Source organism: Pseudomonas fragi, assembly GCF_900105835.1.
GTDB classification, from domain to species: Bacteria; Pseudomonadota; Gammaproteobacteria; order Pseudomonadales; family Pseudomonadaceae; genus Aquipseudomonas; species Aquipseudomonas fragi.
On the sequence record NZ_LT629783.1, the window covers coordinates 2,000,629 to 2,020,070 of the forward strand.

Below are 19,442 nucleotides of genomic sequence, written 5' to 3' on the forward strand. Positions count from 1 at the left end.
TTTGACCAACATTGGGCGCTATTAGGCACTTAGCGCCTTTGCGTGATGACGCAAGTGGTCATCGATGAAACTGGCGATGAAGAAATAGCTATGGTCGTAGCCCGGTTGCAGACGCAAGGTCAGCGGGTAATCGGCCAGTTTGGCAGCCTGTTGCAGCACTTCAGGCTTGAGCTGAACGGCCAGGAAGTCATCGCGATCGCCCTGATCGACCAGCAAAGGCAGTTTTTCACTGGCTTCGCCAATCAGCACACTGGCATCCCACTCACGCCAGCGCGCACGTTCTTCACCCAGGTAATGGCTGAATGCCTTTTGCCCCCAGGGGCAATCCATCGGATTGCTGATCGGGGCAAAGGCCGACACGGACTGATAGCGTCCGGGATTGCGCAACGCACACATCAGCGCACCGTGCCCGCCCATCGAGTGCCCGCTGATACCGCGTTTTTGTGAAGCCGGGAAATGCGCCTCGACCAGGTCGGGCAATTCCTGAACGACATAATCATGCATCCGATAATGCTGAGCCCAAGGCTCCTGGGATGCGTTCAGGTAAAAACCGGCGCCAAGGCCAAAGTCCCAGGCGCCCTGCGGGTCATCAGGTACACCGTCGCCACGGGGGCTGGTGTCCGGCGCCACAATGATCAGCCCCAGCTCGGCGGCCATCTTCATCGCGCCGGCCTTGTGCATGAAGTTCTCGTCGGTGCAGGTCAAACCCGACAGCCAGTACAGCACCGGCAACTTTGCGCCCTGCTCCGCTTGTGGCGGCAGGTACACGGCAAACACCATGTCACAACCCAGCACGTGCGAGCGATGCTTGTAACGCTTGTGCCATCCGCCAAAGCTCTTCTGGCAGGAGATATTTTCCAATGTCATGGGCAGCTCCAGACTGCAAGAAAAACACCACTCCTGTGGGAGCGGGCTTGCTCGCGATGCAGACAACTCGGTCTTTCAGTCAAGCCGGGTAACTGCAATCGCGAGCAAGCCCGCTCCCACAGGGGTTTAGCGGTGTTTAGACTTACCGCTGTTAATTAGAAATGGATGACGGTACGAATGCTTTTGCCTTCATGCATCAGGTCAAAAGCCTTATTGATATCTTCCAGGCCCATGGTGTGGGTGATAAAGGTATCCAGCGGGATCTCGCCGCTTTGCGCCATATCGACGTAGCTTGGCAATTCACTGCGACCGCGCACGCCGCCAAAGGCCGAACCGCGCCAGACGCGACCGGTCACCAGCTGGAATGGACGGGTGGAAATTTCCTGGCCTGCACCGGCGACGCCGATGATCACCGATTCGCCCCAACCCTTGTGACAGCATTCCAATGCCGCTCGCATCAACTGCACATTGCCGATGCACTCGAAGGAAAAGTCGACACCGCCATCGGTCATGTCGACGATCACTTCCTGGATTGGACGATCGAAGTCTTTCGGGTTCACGCAATCGGTAGCACCCAACTGCCGGGCAATTTCAAACTTGGCCGGGTTGATATCGATGGCGATGATCCGTGCAGCCTTGGCTTTCACCGCACCAATCACCGCCGACAGGCCAATGCCGCCCAGGCCGAAGATGGCCACGGTGTCACCCGGCTTGACCTTGGCGGTGTTGAGCACCGCACCGATGCCGGTGGTCACGCCGCAACCCAGCAGGCACACCTTCTCCAGCGGTGCGTCTTTCTGGATTTTCGCGACCGAGATTTCCGGCAGCACGGTGTACTCCGAAAAGGTCGAAGTACCCATGTAGTGGAAAATCGGCTGGCCTTTGTAGGAGAAGCGCGTAGTGCCATCCGGCATCAAGCCCTTGCCCTGGGTGGCGCGAATGGCCTGACACAGGTTGGTCTTGCCCGACAGGCAGAATTTGCACTTGCCGCACTCAGGCGTGTACAGCGGGATCACATGATCGCCGACCGCAACCGAAGTCACGCCCTCGCCGATCGCTTCAACGATCGCACCGCCTTCGTGGCCCAGGATCGACGGGAAGATGCCTTCCGGGTCTGCGCCCGACAGCGTGTAGGCATCGGTATGGCAGACACCCGAGGCCACAACCCGCAGCAGCACTTCGCCAGCCTTGGGCATGGCAACGTCTACTTCCACGATTTCCAGGGGCTTTTTGGCCTCGAACGCTACGGCAGCACGTGACTTGATCATCGATGGTCTCCAGCAAAGTAAAAACAAGACGCCGAGTGTAAATCAGCGCTGAGTGATTAATAATCCGGGCAAAAGCAAAACATTATTGCTATTCAGGGATAATCAACCATGAATGAGAACCGCTGGGAAGGTATAGACGAATTTGTCGCCGTGGCCGAGTGCGGCCAATTCACTGCGGCGGCCGAGCGCCTGGGCGTCTCTTCATCCCATATCAGCCGTCAGGTGGCGCGCCTGGAAGAACGGTTGCAAACCCGCCTGTTTTATCGCAGTACCCGCAAGGTCACGCTGACCGAAGCCGGGCAAACCTTTTTGCAGCACTGCCAGCGCCTGCAAGATGGCCGCGAAGAAGCGCTGCGGGCCATTGGTGACCTGGCCAGCGAGCCCAAAGGCATGCTGCGCATGACCTGCGCAGTGGCTTATGGCGAGCGTTTTATCGTGCCTCTGGTCACACGCTTTATGGGCCTGTACCCGCAGTTGCGGGTCGATATAGAACTGAGCAACCGCCCGCTGGATCTGGTGCATGAAAGCCTTGACCTGGCGATTCGCCTGGGCCGCTTGCAGGACTCAAGGCTGGTGGCCACGCGGCTTGCCCCCAGACGCATGTATATGTGCGCCTCGCCTTCGTATCTGGAACGCTATGGTCGGCCCCATAGCCTGTCGGAACTGAGCCGGCACAACTGTCTGATTGGCAGTTCCGACCTGTGGCAATTGCAGCAGGATGGTCGCGAATTTTCGCAACGGGTGCAGGGGAACTGGCGCTGCAACAGCGGGCAGGCGGTGCTGGATGCTGCGTTGCAGGGGGTAGGGCTGTGTCAGTTACCGGACTATTACGTGCTGGAGCATTTGAAGAGCGGAGCGCTGGTGTCCTTGCTCGACACCCACCAGCCGCCCAACACGGCCGTGTGGGCGCTTTACCCGCAACAGCGGCACCTGTCGCCCAAGGTCAGAAAATTGGTGGATTATTTGAAGGAAGGCTTGGCCAAGCGGGAGGAATATCAGGAGAGGGTGCAGTAGTTTTTAACAGTGGGAGCGGGCTTGCTCGCGATGCAGACGACTCGGTCTGTCAGGCAAACCGAGGTGACACCATCGCGAGCAAGCCCGCTCCCACAAGAACCTCAGCAGGTTCTGATCAGCGGTTCGCCCAACGCAACCGCAGCCATTCAAGGTCTTCCGGGCGAGTGACCTTGATATTGTCCGAGCGCCCTTCAATCAGGCGTGGCGCCAGCCCTGCCCACTCCATCGCAGAGGACTCGTCGGTGATGGTCGCATCGGCCACCAGGCTGTCCGCCAAGGCGCGGTGCAAGGCTCCCAGGCGGAACATCTGCGGCGTATACGCCTGCCAGATCAAGCTGCGATCAATGGTTTCAACCGCACGGCCGTTTTTGTCCACGCGCTTGAGCGTGTCTCGCGCAGGAACGGCCAACAAACCACCTACGGGGTCGTCAGCCAATTCACTCAGCAGTTTGTTGAGGTCTTCCTGAGACAGGTTCGGTCGCGCGGCATCGTGGACCAGCACCCAGTCATCATCTGCCGCGCCTTGCGCATGCAGGTGCAACAACGCATTGAGTACTGAATCGGCACGCTCGCGCCCGCCATCGACCCGCACCACACGGGGGTCGCCAGCACACGGCAGGGACGGCCAGAAAGGGTCATCAAACGCGACACTGACCACCAGCCCCTTGAGGCCCGGATGGTCGAGAAAACAGCTGATGCTGTGTTCCAGAATACTGCGCCCGCCCAACTGCAAATATTGCTTGGGACGGTCCGCGGCCATACGGGCACCCACACCCGCGGCAGGAATCACGGCCCAAAAGGCCGGTGACGAAAAACTCATTGGGCCAACTGATAGAGGGTTTCACCCTCTTTGATCATGCCCAACTCATGGCGAGCACGCTCTTCAACGGTCTCCATGCCTTTTTTCAACTCGAGTACTTCCGCATCCAGCACGCGGTTGCGCTCAAGCAGAATTTCGTTTTCAGCACGCTGATCGGCTATTTGCTGGGTCAGGTCAGTCACCTGCGCCAAACTGCCATTACCCACCCACAGGCGATACTGCAGGCCTGCCAGCAGCAAGAGCAAGATAAGAAACAACCAATTGGGACTGCGCATCGAATATCAGGTATCCAGTGAAAAGACAGCCATGCCGACAAACGTAAACAACGAATAGTACAAAGCCTGGACGAACCAGGCTTGTATACAGAAGCATCAGATTAGTGTCAAAAGACCCGACTTGGCGAATTTTCCGACACTGCCTGCTGACTTTTTACCATTAAGTACTCAGCCGCGAAACTCGCCACGACCGTTGTACTTGGCTTTTGCGCCCAATTGCTCTTCGATGCGCAGCAATTGGTTGTACTTGGAAACGCGATCGGAACGGCACAGCGAACCGGTCTTGATCTGGCCTGCCGCAGTACCCACAGCCAGGTCGGCAATGGTGGAATCTTCGGTTTCGCCGGAGCGGTGCGAGATCACAGCGGTGTAACCAGCCGCCTTGGCCATCTGGATGGCTTCCAGGGTTTCGGTCAGGGTGCCGATCTGGTTGAACTTGATCAGGATCGAGTTGGCGATCTTTTTATCGATGCCTTCTTTCAGGATCTTGGTGTTGGTCACGAACAGGTCGTCGCCCACCAGCTGAACTTTCTCACCGATTTTGTCGGTCAGGATTTTCCAGCCATCCCAGTCGGACTCGTCCAGGCCGTCTTCGATCGAGATGATCGGATAGCGCTGGGTCAAACCTTTGAGGTATTCAGCAAAACCTTCGGAACTGAAGACCTGGCCTTCACCCGACAGGTTGTACTTGCCGTCTTCGTAGAATTCGCTGGCCGCGCAGTCCAGTGCCAGGGTCACGTCGGTGCCCAGGGTGTAACCGGCGTTGGCGATGGCTTCGGAGATCACTTTAAGTGCATCTTCGTTGGACGCCAGGTTAGGTGCGAAACCACCTTCATCGCCCACTGCGGTGTTCAGGCCACGAGCCTTGAGCACAGCCTTGAGGTGATGGAAGATTTCGGTGCCCATGCGCAGCGCGTCGGAGAAGGTCTTGGCGCCAACCGGCTGCACCATGAACTCTTGAATATCGACGTTGTTATCAGCGTGCTCGCCACCGTTGATGATGTTCATCATCGGAACCGGCATCGAGTAAACACCCGGAGTGCCGTTCAGGTTGGCGATGTGGGCGTACAGCGGCAGATCCTGGTCCTGGGCAGCAGCCTTGGCAGCAGCCAAAGACACGGCCAGGATAGCGTTGGCGCCCAGGGAGCCTTTGTTCTCAGTGCCGTCCAGCGCGATCATCGCGTGGTCCAGCGCCTTTTGGTCAACCGGGTCTTTACCCAGCAGCAAATCACGAATCGGGCCGTTGATATTGGCAACGGCTTTCAACACGCCTTTGCCCAGGTAACGGCTTTTGTCGCCATCACGCAGTTCCAGCGCTTCACGGGAACCGGTGGAAGCACCGGACGGCGCGCAAGCGCTGCCGATGATGCCGTTGTCGAGAAGCACGTCCGCTTCCACAGTGGGATTGCCACGGGAGTCGAGAACTTCACGACCTTTGATGTCGACGATCTTTGCCATTGTTGTAAATACTCCAAAGTTGACGAAAACGACGCAGCTGAGGGAAATATTGTTATCGGCGGCAAGGGTCAAAAAGCGGGCAGCCTTGCGGGCGATAAGGCTCGGGCCCTGAGGCCCGAGAAATCGTGCGGTACTTTACCGGAGAAACGAGGATTACGCGGTTTCTATTGTCGGAAAACTTTTAACCAACTCATCCAGCGACTTCAGCTGGGCCAGGAATGGCTCCAGCTTGTCCAGACGCAAGGCGCAAGGGCCGTCGCATTTGGCGTTGTCAGGATCCGGGTGTGCTTCCAGGAACAGACCTGCCAGGCTCTGGCTGATGCCAGCCTTGGCCAGGTCGGTTACCTGGGCACGACGACCACCGGCAGAGTCCGAGCGACCACCCGGCATTTGCAGCGCGTGGGTCACATCGAAAAAGACCGGGTATTCGAACTGCTTCATGATGCCGAAGCCCAGCATGTCGACAACAAGGTTGTTGTAGCCAAAGCTGGAGCCACGTTCGCAGAGGATCAACTGGTCATTGCCCGCTTCTTCGCACTTGCTCAGGATGTGTTTCATCTCCTGGGGTGCAAGGAACTGGGCCTTCTTGATGTTGATCACGGCGCCGGTCTTGGCCATGGCCACGACCAGGTCAGTCTGACGCGACAGGAATGCCGGCAACTGGATGATGTCGCAGACCTCGGCGACCACGGCTGCTTGCGCAGGCTCGTGGACGTCGGTGATCAGCGGCACACCGAAAGCAGCCTTGATGTCCTGAAAAATCCGCATGCCTTCTTCGAGGCCAGGGCCACGGTAAGAGCTGACAGATGAGCGGTTGGCCTTGTCGAAACTGGCCTTGAACACGTAAGGGATACCAAGCTTTTCGGTAACCCGCACGTACTCTTCACACACCTGCATGGCCATATCACGGCTTTCCAGCACGTTCATGCCACCGAACAAGACCATTGGCTTGTCGTTGGCAATTTCGATATTGCCTACACGGATAATCTTTTGCGCCATTCTGGTTACGCCTTCTTCTCGTGTTGCGCCAGTGCAGCTTTGACGAAACCGGTGAACAGTGGATGGCCATCACGTGGCGTGGAGGTGAACTCCGGGTGGAACTGGCAAGCGACGAACCAAGGATGATCCGGTGCTTCAACCACTTCTACCAACGCGCCGTCACCGGAGCGACCGGTCACTTTCAGGCCTGCTTCGGTCAGTTGCGGCAACAGGTTGTTGTTCACTTCATAGCGATGACGATGACGTTCAACAATCACGTCCTTGGCATAGCAGTCGTGAACCAGGGAACCGGCTTGCAGCTGGCAATCCTGCGCACCCAGACGCATGGTGCCGCCCAGATCGGAGGTTTCGGTACGGGTTTCGACGGCACCGGTGGCGTCTTCCCACTCGGTGATCAGGCCCACAACCGGGTGGCCGCTGCTGCGATCGAATTCGGTGGAGTTGGCGTCTTTCCAGCCCAGCACGTTACGTGCGAACTCGATCACCGCTACTTGCATGCCCAGGCAGATACCCAGGTATGGCACCTTGTTCTCACGTGCATACTGAACCGCCGTGATCTTGCCTTCGACGCCGCGCAGACCGAAGCCGCCCGGAACCAGAATGGCATCACAGCCTTCAAGCAGTTCGGTGCCTTTGTTTTCGATATCTTCGGAGTCGATATAACGCAGGTTGACCTTGGTACGGTTGGAAATACCGGCGTGGCTCATCGCTTCGATCAGCGACTTGTACGCGTCCAGCAGTTCCATGTACTTGCCGACCATCGCGATGGTGACTTCGTGCTCTGGATTGAGCTTGGCGTCGACCACCTTGTCCCACTCGGACAGGTCGGCGCTGTTGCATTCCAGGCCGAAGCGCTCAACCACGAAATCATCCAGACCCTGAGCGTGCAGCATGCCCGGGATCTTGTAGATGGTGTCGGCGTCTTCCAGCGAAATCACGGCGCGCTCTTCAACGTTGGTGAACAGCGCGATCTTGCGACGCGAGGACACATCAACGTGGTGATCGGAACGGCAGATCAGGACGTCTGGCTGCAGGCCGATGGAACGCAGCTCTTTAACCGAGTGCTGTGTAGGTTTGGTTTTCGTTTCGCCAGCGGTGGCGATGTACGGAACCAGAGTCAGGTGCATCAGCATGGCGCGCTTGGCGCCCACTTCGATGCGCAGCTGACGGATAGCTTCGAGGAACGGTTGCGACTCAATGTCACCCACAGTGCCGCCAATCTCAACCATCGCTACGTCGGCATCGCCGGCGCCCTTGATGATTCGACGTTTGATTTCGTCGGTGATGTGCGGAATCACCTGGATGGTTGCACCCAGGTAATCACCACGGCGCTCCTTGCGCAGGACGTGTTCGTAAACACGGCCCGTGGTGAAGTTGTTGTTCTGGGTCATGGTCGTGCGGATAAACCGCTCGTAATGGCCCAAGTCCAGGTCGGTTTCGGCGCCGTCGTGTGTGACGAACACTTCACCGTGCTGGAACGGGCTCATGGTGCCCGGATCAACGTTGATGTAGGGGTCCAGCTTCAGCATGGTGACCTTAAGTCCCCGCGCCTCCAGGATGGCTGCCAATGAAGCCGAGGCAATGCCTTTCCCCAATGAAGAAACAACACCGCCCGTGACGAAGATGTAGCGCGTCATGAAAAACCCTAGAAGTCTGCGTTAAAGCGGTCAGAGCCGCCGGGGAAAGCGAAGGAAGGCCGAAGCCCCCAATCACCAGCATTAGTCACAGTGCACCTTTTGAAAAACTGCTGCGTTGGAACAGACCGATGGCAACCACCGGTTCGATACAAGCCATACATTTTTTTAAAATCGCCCAGCAAAGACTGCTTGGTAATCGGCAACGTCTGTAATTCTGGTGAATCCACAGAAGTTGTATCAAGAAGGGAGCGTAGTCTACCGGAAACCCCCTTTCAGCTCAAACCTTGATCGCTCGAAGTTGGCAGCCACTGCAATTGCCAGCGTCCACAGGGGCTTGAGTCCAGTCCCTGGAGGTTTGCCACGGCCAATAACTGCCCGTTTCGGTACACAAGCGGCAATCTGCCACGGGCGAACAACGGCACGCCACTCTCATTGAGCAGACGCTTGAGGTCGCGATGGCCACGCGAGGGCAGCGTCATCACTTCGCCTCCTTGACGATAGCTCACCTGCAGGGCGCCATCCGGAATATCCCCGACAAAGCGCACCCGGCCATTACCCGGCAGTACCAGCGCCTGCTCGGGCTGCCCCCAGGGCACGGGCGCAACCGGCTGGCGCAGCCAGTCGCCGGACAACCACCAGATGCGCCCTGCTGCGCGATGCAGCTCACCCTCGGCAAGCTTCCAGACCGGCCGGGCATCGTCGCGGGCATCGCGCAGCGCTTCCCAGCCCGCCCAATGGTCGGTGTCCGGCAGCGAGGTAAACGTCGCCAGCCAGTGACGCAAGGCATTGCGCTGCCGGGCAGGTGACAGGCTGGCGAGGGTGGCCAGTTCCAGGGAGGGCAAGCCAAGCCAGGCAAACTCGCCGGCAGAGCCCGCAGCGTGCAGATCCTGCCGGGCCAGTTCGTCCAGCAGACCCTGCGCCTCGGCGCAGTGCGCCGCGCTGCGGGCCATGCTGGCGGCGGCCTGGGGCCAGCGTCGAAGCAGGCCCGGAAAGACTTCATGGCGCAGGAAGTTGCGGGAAAAATCTGTCTGAGTGTTGGAAGGGTCTTCAATCCAGCTCAGCCCTTGCTCTCGGGCGTATGCCTCAAGCTGGGCGCGGGACACGTCCAGCAAGGGCCGGCACAGGTGCCCTGCCCCCAGGCGACGCTGGCGCGGCATGGCCGCCAGACCACTGACCCCTGCCCCGCGCAACAGTCGAAACAGTAGCGTTTCGGCCTGATCGTCGCGGTGCTGCCCAACCAGCAGCACCTCTGCGGCAGCGGTGAGCGCCGCAAACGCCTGGTAGCGCGCATCCCGGGCGGCACGCTCGACACTTGCACCCGCTTGCACCTGCACGCGAATCACCTGCAAGGGCACCCCCAGCCCGTCACACAGTGCCTGGCAATGGGCCGGCCACGCATCAGCCTCCGCCTGGAGACCATGATGGACATGGACAGCGGTAATGGGCGGTATTGAATGGGTTTGACGCAATTGAACGAGAAGGTGCAGCAGGACGGTCGAGTCCAGGCCGCCGGAGAGCGCGACGTGCCAGGCCTTGGCGTTGCGCCAGGGTTTTAAGACCTGGAAAAGTAGAGCTGGCATGTCGGCCATCAAAAGCCCCTCACCCTGGCCCTCTCCCAAAGGGAGAGGGAACTGGCCGTATGCGGTAGCGAGAACACCACCCATCAGCCCCCTCTCCCTCCGGGAGAGGGTTGGGGTGAGGGTCAGCTTTTAATCAGAGACCGTAGCTCATCAAACGATCATAACGACGCTTGAGCAGGGCTTCGTGATCCAGCTTCTTGAGCATGTCGAGCTGGGAAATCAGATCGGCACGAATGCTCGCAGAAGCCGCTGCCGGGTCACGATGCGCGCCGCCCAATGGCTCGCCAATCACCTTGTCGACGATGCCCAGGCCTTTGAGACGCTCGGCGGTGATGCCCATCGCTTCAGCAGCATCCGGCGCTTTTTCGGCGGTTTTCCACAGAATCGAGGCACAACCTTCCGGCGAGATCACCGCGTAGGTCGAGTACTGCAGCATGTTCAACTGGTCGCATACGCCAATGGCCAATGCACCGCCCGAACCGCCTTCGCCGATAACAGTAGCGATGATCGGGGTTTTCAGGCGCGACATGACACGCAGGTTCCAGGCAATGGCTTCGCTCTGGTTGCGCTCTTCAGCGTCGATACCCGGGTAAGCACCCGGCGTGTCGATAAAGGTCAGGATCGGCATTTTGAAGCGCTCGGCCATTTCCATCAAACGGCAGGCCTTGCGATAGCCTTCAGGGCGCGGCATACCGAAGTTGCGGCGCACCTTCTCACGCACTTCACGGCCTTTCTGGTGACCAATCACCATCACAGGCTGATCGTCCAGACGGGCAATACCGCCAACGATGGCAGCATCATCGGCAAAGTGGCGGTCGCCATGCAGCTCATCGAACTCGGTGAAGATGTGATCGATGTAGTCCAGCGTGTAGGGACGGCGCGGATGACGGGCCAAACGGGCAATCTGCCAGCTGGTCAGCTTGCCGAAAATATCTTCAGTCAGCGTTTTGCTTTTGTCTTGCAGACGAGAGATTTCATCGCTGATATTCAGCGAATTGTCATTACCAACCAAGCGCAACTCTTCGATTTTGGCTTGCAGGTCAGCAATCGGCTGTTCGAAATCAAGAAAATTCGGGTTCATAAGCATCCGTCTTGGGTCGGCGGCAAAGCATGCCAGAAGGTCAAAAGCCCAGCATTTGCTGGCGTTTCGTACCGAACTGGGGCAGCCGGTTGATCTGTATCGCGCCTACCTTAAGGGACAGGCGCTCTCAGGTCGAGATTAAAAATTCAGGTCGAGGTCAGGGCGCAGCTAGGGCACCTGACCGTCAACGGTATTGGAGGAAGACGTTGTCTCGCCCGAACTGGTCACGCAGGGCTTGAATCAAGCTGTCCGCCGGATCGATCCGCCAGGTCTCGCCAAACTGCAGCATGGCCTTGGCCTCTTCGCCGGTGTACTCCATCGTGATGGGGCAGGCACCGCGATGTTTCTTCAGCAGCTCGCCCAGATTGCGCAGTTGCTCACCCTTGAGCACATCGCGGCTGACTTTCAGGCGCAAGCTCTCGGCCAGGCTGGTACGCGCATCTTCCATGCTCATCACGCGCTTGACCCGCAGGCGCAGACCACCGGAAAAGTCGTCATTACTGACCTCGCCTTCCACCACCACCATCGCGTCGGTCTGCAACAGCGACTGCGCCGAATGGAACGCCTCGGCAAACAACGAAGCCTCAATGCGCGCCGAGCGGTCGTCGAGGGTGATAAAGCCCATCTTGTCGCCTTTTTTGTTCTTCATCACCCGCAACGCAATAATCATCCCGGCAACGGTCTGGGTATCACGGGCAGGCTTGAGATCAATAATGCGCTGACGGGCAAAGCGGCGAATTTCACCTTCGTACTCGTCAATCGGATGACCGGTCAGGTACAGGCCCAGCGTGTCCTTCTCGCCTTTGAGTCGCTCCTTGAGCGTCAGTTCCCTGGCCTTGCGGTGGTTGGCATAGACGTCCGCATCGGCCTCGACGAACAAGCCGCCAAACAGGTCGGCGTGGCCGCTGTCATGGGTGCGCGCAGTTTGTTCAGCTGCCTTGATCGCTTCTTCCAGCGCCGACAGCAACACCGCACGGTTCTGATCGATGTTGGCTTGCCAGGCCTTGGGCTCGTCATGGAAAAACGGCCCCAGGCGGTCAAGGGCACCGCTACGGATCAGGCCATCAAGAGTACGCTTGTTGATACGCTTGAGATCAACCCGGGCGCAGAAATCGAACAAATCCTTGAACGGGCCGTCCTGACGCGCCTCGGTAATTGCCTCGACCGGCCCCTCGCCCACCCCCTTGATCGCCCCAAGACCATAAATGATCCGGCCTTCATCGTTTACCGTGAACTTGAACTCGGAGGCATTTACATCCGGCGCATCGAGACGCAGCTTCATGCTGCGAATCTCTTCGATCAGGATCACCACCTTGTCGGTGTTGTGCATATCCGCCGACAGTACCGCGGCCATAAACGGTGCCGGGTAATGGGTTTTCAACCAGGCAGTCTGGTACGACACCAGACCGTAGGCTGCGGAGTGGGATTTGTTAAAGCCATAACCGGCGAATTTTTCCACCAGGTCAAAAATGTTACCCGCCAGGTCCGCGTCAATATTGTTGTTGGCGCAACCTTCGATGAAACCGCCACGTTGCTTGGCCATTTCTTCGGGTTTTTTCTTGCCCATGGCCCGACGCAGCATGTCAGCGCCGCCAAGGGTGTACCCGGCCATGACCTGGGCAATCTGCATCACCTGTTCCTGATACAGGATGATGCCGTAGGTCGGGGCCAATACGGGCTTGAGGCCTTCGTACTGATAGTCCGAGTGCGGGTACGCCAGTTCGGCGCGGCCGTGCTTACGGTTGATAAAGTCATCAACCATGCCTGACTGCAGCGGGCCCGGACGGAACAGGGCCACCAGTGCGATCAAGTCTTCCAGGCAGTCGGGCTTGAGCTTTTTGATCAGCTCTTTCATGCCCCGCGACTCAAGCTGGAACACCGCGGTGGTCTCGGCCTTTTGCAGCAACTGGTAGGTCGGTTTGTCGTCCAGCGGGATAAAGGCGATATCCAGCGGCGGCTCATCGACCTTGGCACGATCGCGGTTGATGGTTTTCAGCGCCCAGTCGATCACCGTCAGGGTTCGCAGACCGAGGAAGTCGAACTTCACCAGGCCAGCCGACTCAACGTCATCCTTGTCGAACTGGGTTACCAGGCCACCGCCCTCTTCGTCGCAATAAATCGGCGAGAAGTCGGTCAGTTTGGTCGGCGCGATAACCACACCACCGGCGTGCTTGCCGACGTTACGCACAACGCCTTCAAGCTTGCGGGCCATTTCCCAGATTTCCGCAGCCTCTTCATCGACCTTGATAAAGTCGCGCAGGATTTCTTCCTGCTCGAAGGCTTTTTCCAGGGTCATGCCCACTTCAAACGGAATCATCTTCGACAGACGGTCCGCCAGGCCGTAGGACTTGCCCTGCACCCGCGCCACGTCACGGATAACCGCCTTCGCGGCCATCGAACCGAAGGTGATGATCTGGCTTACTGCGTTGCGGCCGTATTTTTCGGCCACATATTCAATTACCCGGTCGCGACCATCCATGCAGAAGTCGACGTCGAAGTCGGGCATCGATACCCGTTCCGGGTTAAGGAAACGTTCGAACAGCAGGTCGTATTCCAGTGGGTCAAGGTCGGTAATCTTCTGCACATAGGCCACCAGCGATCCGGCACCCGACCCACGGCCCGGCCCTACCGGTACGCCGTTGCTCTTGGCCCACTGGATAAAGTCCATCACGATCAGGAAGTAACCGGGGAAGCCCATCTGGATGATGATATCCAGCTCGAAATTCAGCCGGTCGACATACACCTGACGCTTGGTGTCGTAATCCTCGGTGGTGTCCCTGGGCAGCAGAACGTTCAGGCGCTCTTCCAGGCCATCAAACGACACCTTGCGAAAATACTCATCGATGGTCATGCCATCGGGGATCGGGAAGTTGGGCAAAAAGTGCGTACCCAGCTTCACTTCGATATTGCAGCGCTTGGCAATTTCGACCGTGTTTGCCAGCGCCTCGGGCAAGTCACTGAACAGCTCGGCCATTTCCTCGGCGCTTTTCAGATATTGCTGATCGCTGTAATTCTTGGAGCGGCGCGGGTCATCCAGCGCGCGGCCTTCACCAATGCAAACGCGGGTTTCGTGGGCTTCAAAGTCCTGCTGCTTGATAAAGCGCACATCGTTGGTCGCCACCAGCGGCGCGCCAATCTTGTCTGCAAGGGCCACAGCTGCATGCAGGTGCTCTTCGTCATTGGGACGCTTGGTGCGCTGCACTTCGAGATAGAAGCGGTCAGGGAATACCGCCATCCATTCGCGGGCCAGGGCCTCGGCTTCTTCAGTGTTGCCACTGATCAGCGCGACACCGATCTCGCCCTCCTTGGCTGCCGACAGCATGATCAGGCCATCTGCGGCCTCGGCGACCCATTCGCGCTCAATGATCACCTGGCCATTGCGCTGGCCATCGATGTAACCACGGGAAATCAGCTCAGTGAGGTTGCGATAACCCAAAGGGTTCATCGCCAGCAGGCTGATACGGCTGAGGGGGTTTTCCGGGTCCTTGTTCGACAGCCACAGGTCTGCGCCACTGATCGGCTTGATCCCGCCGCCCATCGCCGCCTTATAGAACTTGACCAGGGAGCACATGTTGTTTTGATCAGTCACCGCGACGGCAGGCATATTCATGCCGGCCAGGGTCTTGATCAGCGGTTTGATCCGCACCAGGCCATCGACCAGGGAGTATTCAGTGTGCAGGCGCAGGTGAACGAATGAAGCCGGCATGGTGATCCTGTCTATAAGCTTTGAGAAACAACAAGGCCCGGATTGTACCGGGCCTTGGCAAAAACATCAGCCTTATGGCTAAAGGCCTTCAAGGGCCTCGTAAGCACGACGCACCGGGCCAAACGAGCGCCGGTGAATCGGTGTAGGGCCCAAGCGCTCAAGTGCTTCAAGGTGAACGGCGGTTGGATAACCCTTGTGCCCGCCAATGCCATAACCCGGGTATTGCAGCTCGAACGCCGCCATCTCGCGATCACGGCTGACCTTGGCCAGGATCGATGCTGCAGCAATTGCCGGTACCTTGCTATCACCCTTGACCACGGCCTCGGCCGGCATCGCCAGCTTGGGGCAGCGATTACCGTCGATCATCGCCAGTTTAGGGGTAATACTCAGCCCCTCCACAGCGCGCTGCATGGCCAGCATGGTGGCGTGCAAAATGTTCAGTTCGTCGATTTCTTCGACTTCAGCCCGGGCAATGCACCAGCTCAGGGCTTTTTCACGGATTTCGTCGAACAGCTTTTCGCGACGGGCTTCGGTGAGTTTTTTCGAGTCGTTGAGCCCGGCGATAGGCCGATTGGGGTCGAGAATCACGGCCGCCGTTACCACAGCACCGCACAAGGGGCCACGCCCCACTTCATCGACACCGGCCACGAGGTCTTCGACCAGATTGAAGTCCAAGCCGATTTGCATGGTTACTTTACTCATTTGGATTGTGCAATCAGGTCCAGCACCGCTTGGGCGGCCTGATTGGAAGCGTCGAGGCGCAAGGTGCGATGGATTTCGTCAAAACCGCGGGTCTGTTCTTCGCCACCGTCGAGCAAGGGCAGCAAGGTGCGGGCCAGAGCTTCCGGGGTAGCCGCATCCTGCAACAGCTCGGGCACCAGCATGCGCTGGGCCAGCAAGTTGGGCAGCGACACATACGGGCTTTTGACCAGACGCTTGAGAACCCAGAACGTCAGGCGCGCAAGGCGATAAGCCACCACCATCGGCCGCTTGTACAGCAAGGCTTCGAGGGTTGCCGTGCCGGATGCGATCAACACTGCATCACAGGCCGCCAGGGCCAGATGGGATTGCCCGTCCAGCAAGGTCAACGGCAGGTCGCGCCCCACCAGCAACTGCTCGATCTGCTCGCGACGGGCGGCATTGGCACAGGGCAGGACAAAACGCACTTCGGGCCGCGCTTCACGGATCTTTTGCGCGGCATCAAGAAACAGCCCGCCCAGCTTGCCCACTTCGCCGCCGCGACTGCCGGGCATCAAGGCCACCAACGGCCCGTCTGGCAACCCAAGTTCGGCGCGAGCAGCGGCCTTGTCGGCTTCAAGCGGGATGGTATCGGCCAGGGTATGCCCGACGAAACGCACGGGAACACCGTGCTCTTCATAGAATTTGGCTTCAAAGGGCAGAAGCGTGAGCATCAAATCGCAGCCTTCGCGGATTTTCAGCACGCGCTTCTGCCGCCACGCCCACACGGACGGGCTTACGTAATGCACGGTCTTGATCCCGGCACGACGCAATTGAAGTTCGATATTGAGGGTGAAATCCGGCGCATCGATACCGATAAACACATCGGGTTTTTCGGCAATCAGGGTCTGCACCAGCAGCTTGCGGCGCTTGAGCAGTTCACGCAGGCGCCCCAGCACTTCAACCAGGCCCATGACCGACAGGCGTTCCATCGGGAAGTAGGAGCTCATGCCCTCTGCTTCCATCAACGGACCGCCAACGCCGATAAATTCGATGTCGCCATGCTGCGCCTTGAGCGCCCGCATCAACCCCGAGCCCAGAATGTCGCCCGAGGCTTCACCCGCCACCAGCGCAATACGCAATCTGGCCATGACTAGCGCGTAATGCCGCGAGTGGATGTGCGGATGGACTCTACAAACATGGCAACTTCCGGGAACTGCGCGGCAGGCTCGGCCAGCTCGGCAAGCGCCTGATCAACCGTCAGCCCCTGGCGGTAAACCACCTTGTAGGCACGACGCAAGGCATGGATGGCATCGTCGCTGAAGCCGCGACGGCGCATGCCTTCAAAGTTCATGCTGCGGGCTTCGGCAGGGCTGCCGAATACGGTGACAAATGCCGGAACGTCCTTGCCGATGGCAGTACCCATGCCCGAAAAGCTATGGGCACCGATATGGCAGAACTGATGAACCAGGGTAAAACCCGACAGGATCGCCCAATCGCCCATATGCACATGGCCCGCCAACGCAGAGTTGTTGACCAGGATGCAATGGTTGCCAATGACGCTGTCATGACCGATATGGGCATAGGCCATCACCAGGTTGTGATCACCCAGTGTGGTTTCGGAGCGGTCCTGAATGGTTCCGCGATGAATGGTGACGCCTTCACGAATAACGTTGTGGTCACCGATCACCAGGCGAGTTTCTTCGCCCTTGTACTTCAGATCAGGGGTGTCCTCGCCTACCGATGAGAACTGGTAGATGCGATTGTGCTTACCGATCCTGGTTGGGCCCTTGAGAATCACATGCGGCCCAATCACTGTCCCCTCGCCGATTTCCACACCTGCGCCGATGATCGACCAAGGGCCGACCTCGACGTCGTCGGCCAAGATGGCCGTCGGATCGATGATTGCGCGAGGGTCAATCAAACTCATAGTTTGCGTTCCGCACAAATGATTTCAGCCGAGCATACCGGCTTGCCGTCTACCGTGGCCTGGCACTCGAATTTCCAGATCGAACGCTTGCAGCTCAGGAACTTGGCCTCGAGGATCAGTTGATCACCCGGCAGCACGGGCTGACGAAAGCGTAGCTTGTCCGAGCCTACAAAGTAGTAGAGCGTGCCGTCAGCCGGCTTGAGGTCCATCATCTTGAAGCCAAGGATGCCCGCAGCCTGGGCCATGGCTTCAATGATCAACACACCCGGCATGATCGGATGCGCCGGAAAGTGGCCATTGAAAAAAGGCTCATTGATGCTGACATTCTTGTAGGCACGAATGCGCTTGTTCTCGACATCCAGATCCACCACTCGGTCCACCAGCAGGAACGGGTAACGGTGGGGCAGATATTCGCGAATCTCGTTGATGTCCATCATTTCGTGGGGAAGCCTGTAATAAAGATTGGGCGCGCGCGACTAAGGCGCGCTCCTCTAGCAAATCAAGGAAGCAAACCAATGGTTCTGCACGCTTGATATGGAAATTGTATTAGCCTTTTGAAGAAGCTTTACCGCCGGGGGTCACTTGTCGACGCGCTTTTCCAGTTGTTTCAACCGTCGGGCGATATCGTCCAGCTGACGAATGCGTGCGGCACTTTTTCGCCACTCAGCAGCGGGCTGCATTGCAGTACCGGAAGAGTAGGCACCAGGCTCGGTAATCGAGTGGGTCACCATCGTCATGCCAGTCAAGAACACATTGTCACAAATTTCGATATGCCCCACCAAACCGACACCACCCGCCAACATGCAGTGCTTGCCAATTTTAGTGCTGCCCGAGATCCCGCAACACGCGGCCATGGCCGTATGGTCACCGACCTGAACGTTGTGCGCGATCTGGATCTGGTTATCCAGCTTGACGCCATTACCGATAATCGTATCGGCCAGGGCACCACGGTCGATGGCGGTATTGACGCCGATTTCGACATCATCACCAATGGTCACACCACCGATTTGCGCGATTTTTTGCCACACGCCTTTTTCGTTGGCAAAGCCGAAGCCTTCACCGCCCAGCACTGCACCCGACTGAATGACCACGCGCTTGCCGATGCGAACATCGTGATACAGCGTCACCCGTGGAGCCAGCCAGCCGCCTTCGCCAATTTCGCAGCGGGCCCCGATAAAGCAATGCGGGCCCACCGTGACACCGGCAGCAATGCGTGCACCGCTTTCAATTACTGCAAACGCACCGATGCTCGCCGCCGGATCAACCACCGCGTCGGCAGCAATCACCGCCGAGGGGTGAACACCGGCAGCCGCTTTGGGCTTGGGATCGAACAGGTGGGAAATTCGGGCATAAGCCAGGTAAGGATCGGGTACAACCAGGGCATCACCGGCATACTCTTCGGCGTCTGCAGCCTTGAGCAATACGGCTCCGGCGTGGCAATCAACGAGGAATTTGCGGTATTGCGGGTTGGCCAGAAAGCTCAACTGAGCTGGGCCAGCCTCTTGTAAAGTGGCTAGCCCAGTGATTTCTTTCTCCGCGGAGCCACGCAAGGTGGCCCCCAGGAACTCGGCCAATTGGCCGAGTTTTATAGTCGCAGTCATAATTACTTCAGCTGATTCATGCGCTCGATAACTTGGCGAGTGATGTCGTACTGAGGTTTAACATCAATCACAGCACCACGCTCGAACACCAGGTCATAGGCGCCTTTTTTGATGACTTCTTCAACAGCGCTGTCCAGTTTCGGCTTCAGCTGTTTCAGCATTTCACGGTCAGCGACGGCTTTGGCTTCGTTCAGTTCCTTGGACTGGAACTGGAAGTCACGGGCCTTTTGCTTGAATTCAAGCTCCAGACGCTCACGCTCGCCCTGCTGCATTTTGTCGCCGCCTTTTACCAGACGGTCCTGAATACCCTTGGCGCTGCTTTCCAGGCTTTTGAGCTTGGTCAGTTGCGGGCCAAATTTCTTCTCGGCATCCACGGCGTAACGCTTGGCAGCATCCGACTCAAGCAATGCCATCTGATAGTTCAGTACGGCAATTTTCATGTCGGCGAAAGCCGGGCCAGCTACCAGTACCGAAGCCAGGAGAACCAATTGAGTCAACTTACGCACGATGCACTCCTAAAAAATCCGT

16 protein-coding genes and 1 pseudogene are annotated in these 19,442 nt (G+C 58.2%); 1 reads left to right on the forward strand and 16 read right to left on the reverse strand.

The window, feature by feature from the left end:
- Positions 1-21: 21 nt before the first annotated feature.
- Positions 22-867 (reverse strand): S-formylglutathione hydrolase, encoded by an 846-nt coding sequence (gene fghA, locus BLU25_RS09140; RefSeq protein ID WP_016782004.1) that lies wholly within the window; start codon positions 865-867, stop codon positions 22-24.
- Positions 868-1,022: 155 nt separating this feature from the next.
- Positions 1,023-2,135 carry an S-(hydroxymethyl)glutathione dehydrogenase/class III alcohol dehydrogenase gene (locus tag BLU25_RS09145; protein ID WP_016782003.1) on the reverse strand — a complete coding sequence of 371 codons (1,113 nt, stop codon included), beginning with the start codon at positions 2,133-2,135 and terminating at the stop codon, positions 1,023-1,025.
- A gap of 108 nt (positions 2,136-2,243) precedes the next feature.
- Here BLU25_RS09145 and BLU25_RS09150 point away from each other — a divergent pair, with 108 nt between their 5' ends.
- A complete protein-coding gene (locus BLU25_RS09150; RefSeq protein ID WP_016782002.1) occupies positions 2,244-3,149 on the forward strand; it encodes a LysR substrate-binding domain-containing protein in 906 nt (301 codons plus the stop codon).
- A 115-nt stretch (positions 3,150-3,264) separates the two neighbouring features.
- On the opposite strand, the gene ispD is transcribed toward BLU25_RS09150, so the two are convergent.
- The 14 genes and pseudogenes from ispD to BLU25_RS09220 all read right to left on the reverse strand — a co-directional run bounded on the left by ispD (position 3,265) and on the right by BLU25_RS09220 (position 19,420).
- The gene (gene ispD / locus BLU25_RS09155; RefSeq protein ID WP_016782001.1) at positions 3,265-3,969 is read right to left on the reverse strand and encodes a 2-C-methyl-D-erythritol 4-phosphate cytidylyltransferase; all 705 of its coding nucleotides are present in this window, start codon (positions 3,967-3,969) and stop codon (positions 3,265-3,267) included.
- Positions 3,966-4,244 (reverse strand): cell division protein FtsB, encoded by a 279-nt coding sequence (gene ftsB / locus BLU25_RS09160; protein ID WP_016782000.1) that lies wholly within the window; start codon positions 4,242-4,244, stop codon positions 3,966-3,968. The genes ispD and ftsB overlap by 4 nt, the downstream gene beginning before the upstream one ends.
- Positions 4,245-4,412: 168 nt before the next feature.
- Positions 4,413-5,702, reverse strand: coding sequence for a phosphopyruvate hydratase (eno, locus tag BLU25_RS09165; protein ID WP_016781999.1), 1,290 nt, complete (start codon positions 5,700-5,702; stop codon positions 4,413-4,415).
- Between the two features lie 153 nt (positions 5,703-5,855).
- A complete protein-coding gene (gene kdsA, locus BLU25_RS09170; RefSeq protein WP_016781998.1) occupies positions 5,856-6,701 on the reverse strand; it encodes a 3-deoxy-8-phosphooctulonate synthase in 846 nt (281 codons plus the stop codon).
- A 5-nt stretch (positions 6,702-6,706) separates the two neighbouring features.
- Entirely contained in the window at positions 6,707-8,338 is a 1,632-nt protein-coding gene (locus BLU25_RS09175; RefSeq protein WP_029611550.1) for a CTP synthase, read from the reverse strand.
- 272 nt (positions 8,339-8,610) lie between these two features.
- The gene (gene tilS / locus BLU25_RS09180) at positions 8,611-9,927 is read right to left on the reverse strand and encodes a tRNA lysidine(34) synthetase TilS (RefSeq protein WP_016781996.1); all 1,317 of its coding nucleotides are present in this window, start codon (positions 9,925-9,927) and stop codon (positions 8,611-8,613) included.
- Positions 9,928-10,051: 124 nt separating this feature from the next.
- Positions 10,052-10,999 (reverse strand): acetyl-CoA carboxylase carboxyltransferase subunit alpha, encoded by a 948-nt coding sequence (locus tag BLU25_RS09185; protein WP_016781995.1) that lies wholly within the window; start codon positions 10,997-10,999, stop codon positions 10,052-10,054.
- Positions 11,000-11,183: 184 nt separating this feature from the next.
- Entirely contained in the window at positions 11,184-14,705 is a 3,522-nt protein-coding gene (gene dnaE / locus BLU25_RS09190) for a DNA polymerase III subunit alpha (protein ID WP_083369605.1), read from the reverse strand.
- Between the two features lie 78 nt (positions 14,706-14,783).
- Positions 14,784-15,392, reverse strand: a complete 609-nt coding sequence (gene rnhB, locus BLU25_RS09195; RefSeq protein WP_016781993.1) for a ribonuclease HII — start codon at positions 15,390-15,392, stop codon at positions 14,784-14,786.
- A gap of 11 nt (positions 15,393-15,403) precedes the next feature.
- On the reverse strand, positions 15,404-16,534 hold the full coding sequence (gene lpxB, locus BLU25_RS09200; RefSeq protein ID WP_016781992.1) for a lipid-A-disaccharide synthase: 1,131 nt from the start codon (positions 16,532-16,534) through the stop codon (positions 15,404-15,406).
- A gap of 2 nt (positions 16,535-16,536) precedes the next feature.
- Positions 16,537-17,313, reverse strand: a complete 777-nt coding sequence (lpxA, locus tag BLU25_RS09205) for an acyl-ACP--UDP-N-acetylglucosamine O-acyltransferase (protein WP_016781991.1) — start codon at positions 17,311-17,313, stop codon at positions 16,537-16,539.
- Positions 17,310-17,750 carry a 3-hydroxyacyl-ACP dehydratase FabZ gene (gene fabZ / locus BLU25_RS09210; RefSeq protein ID WP_016781990.1) on the reverse strand — a complete coding sequence of 147 codons (441 nt, stop codon included), beginning with the start codon at positions 17,748-17,750 and terminating at the stop codon, positions 17,310-17,312. The genes lpxA and fabZ overlap by 4 nt, the downstream gene beginning before the upstream one ends.
- A gap of 109 nt (positions 17,751-17,859) precedes the next feature.
- Positions 17,860-18,914: pseudogene (gene lpxD / locus BLU25_RS09215) on the reverse strand (UDP-3-O-(3-hydroxymyristoyl)glucosamine N-acyltransferase).
- 2 nt (positions 18,915-18,916) lie between these two features.
- Positions 18,917-19,420, reverse strand: coding sequence for an OmpH/Skp family outer membrane protein (locus BLU25_RS09220; RefSeq protein ID WP_016781988.1), 504 nt, complete (start codon positions 19,418-19,420; stop codon positions 18,917-18,919).
- Positions 19,421-19,442 lie beyond the last annotated feature (22 nt).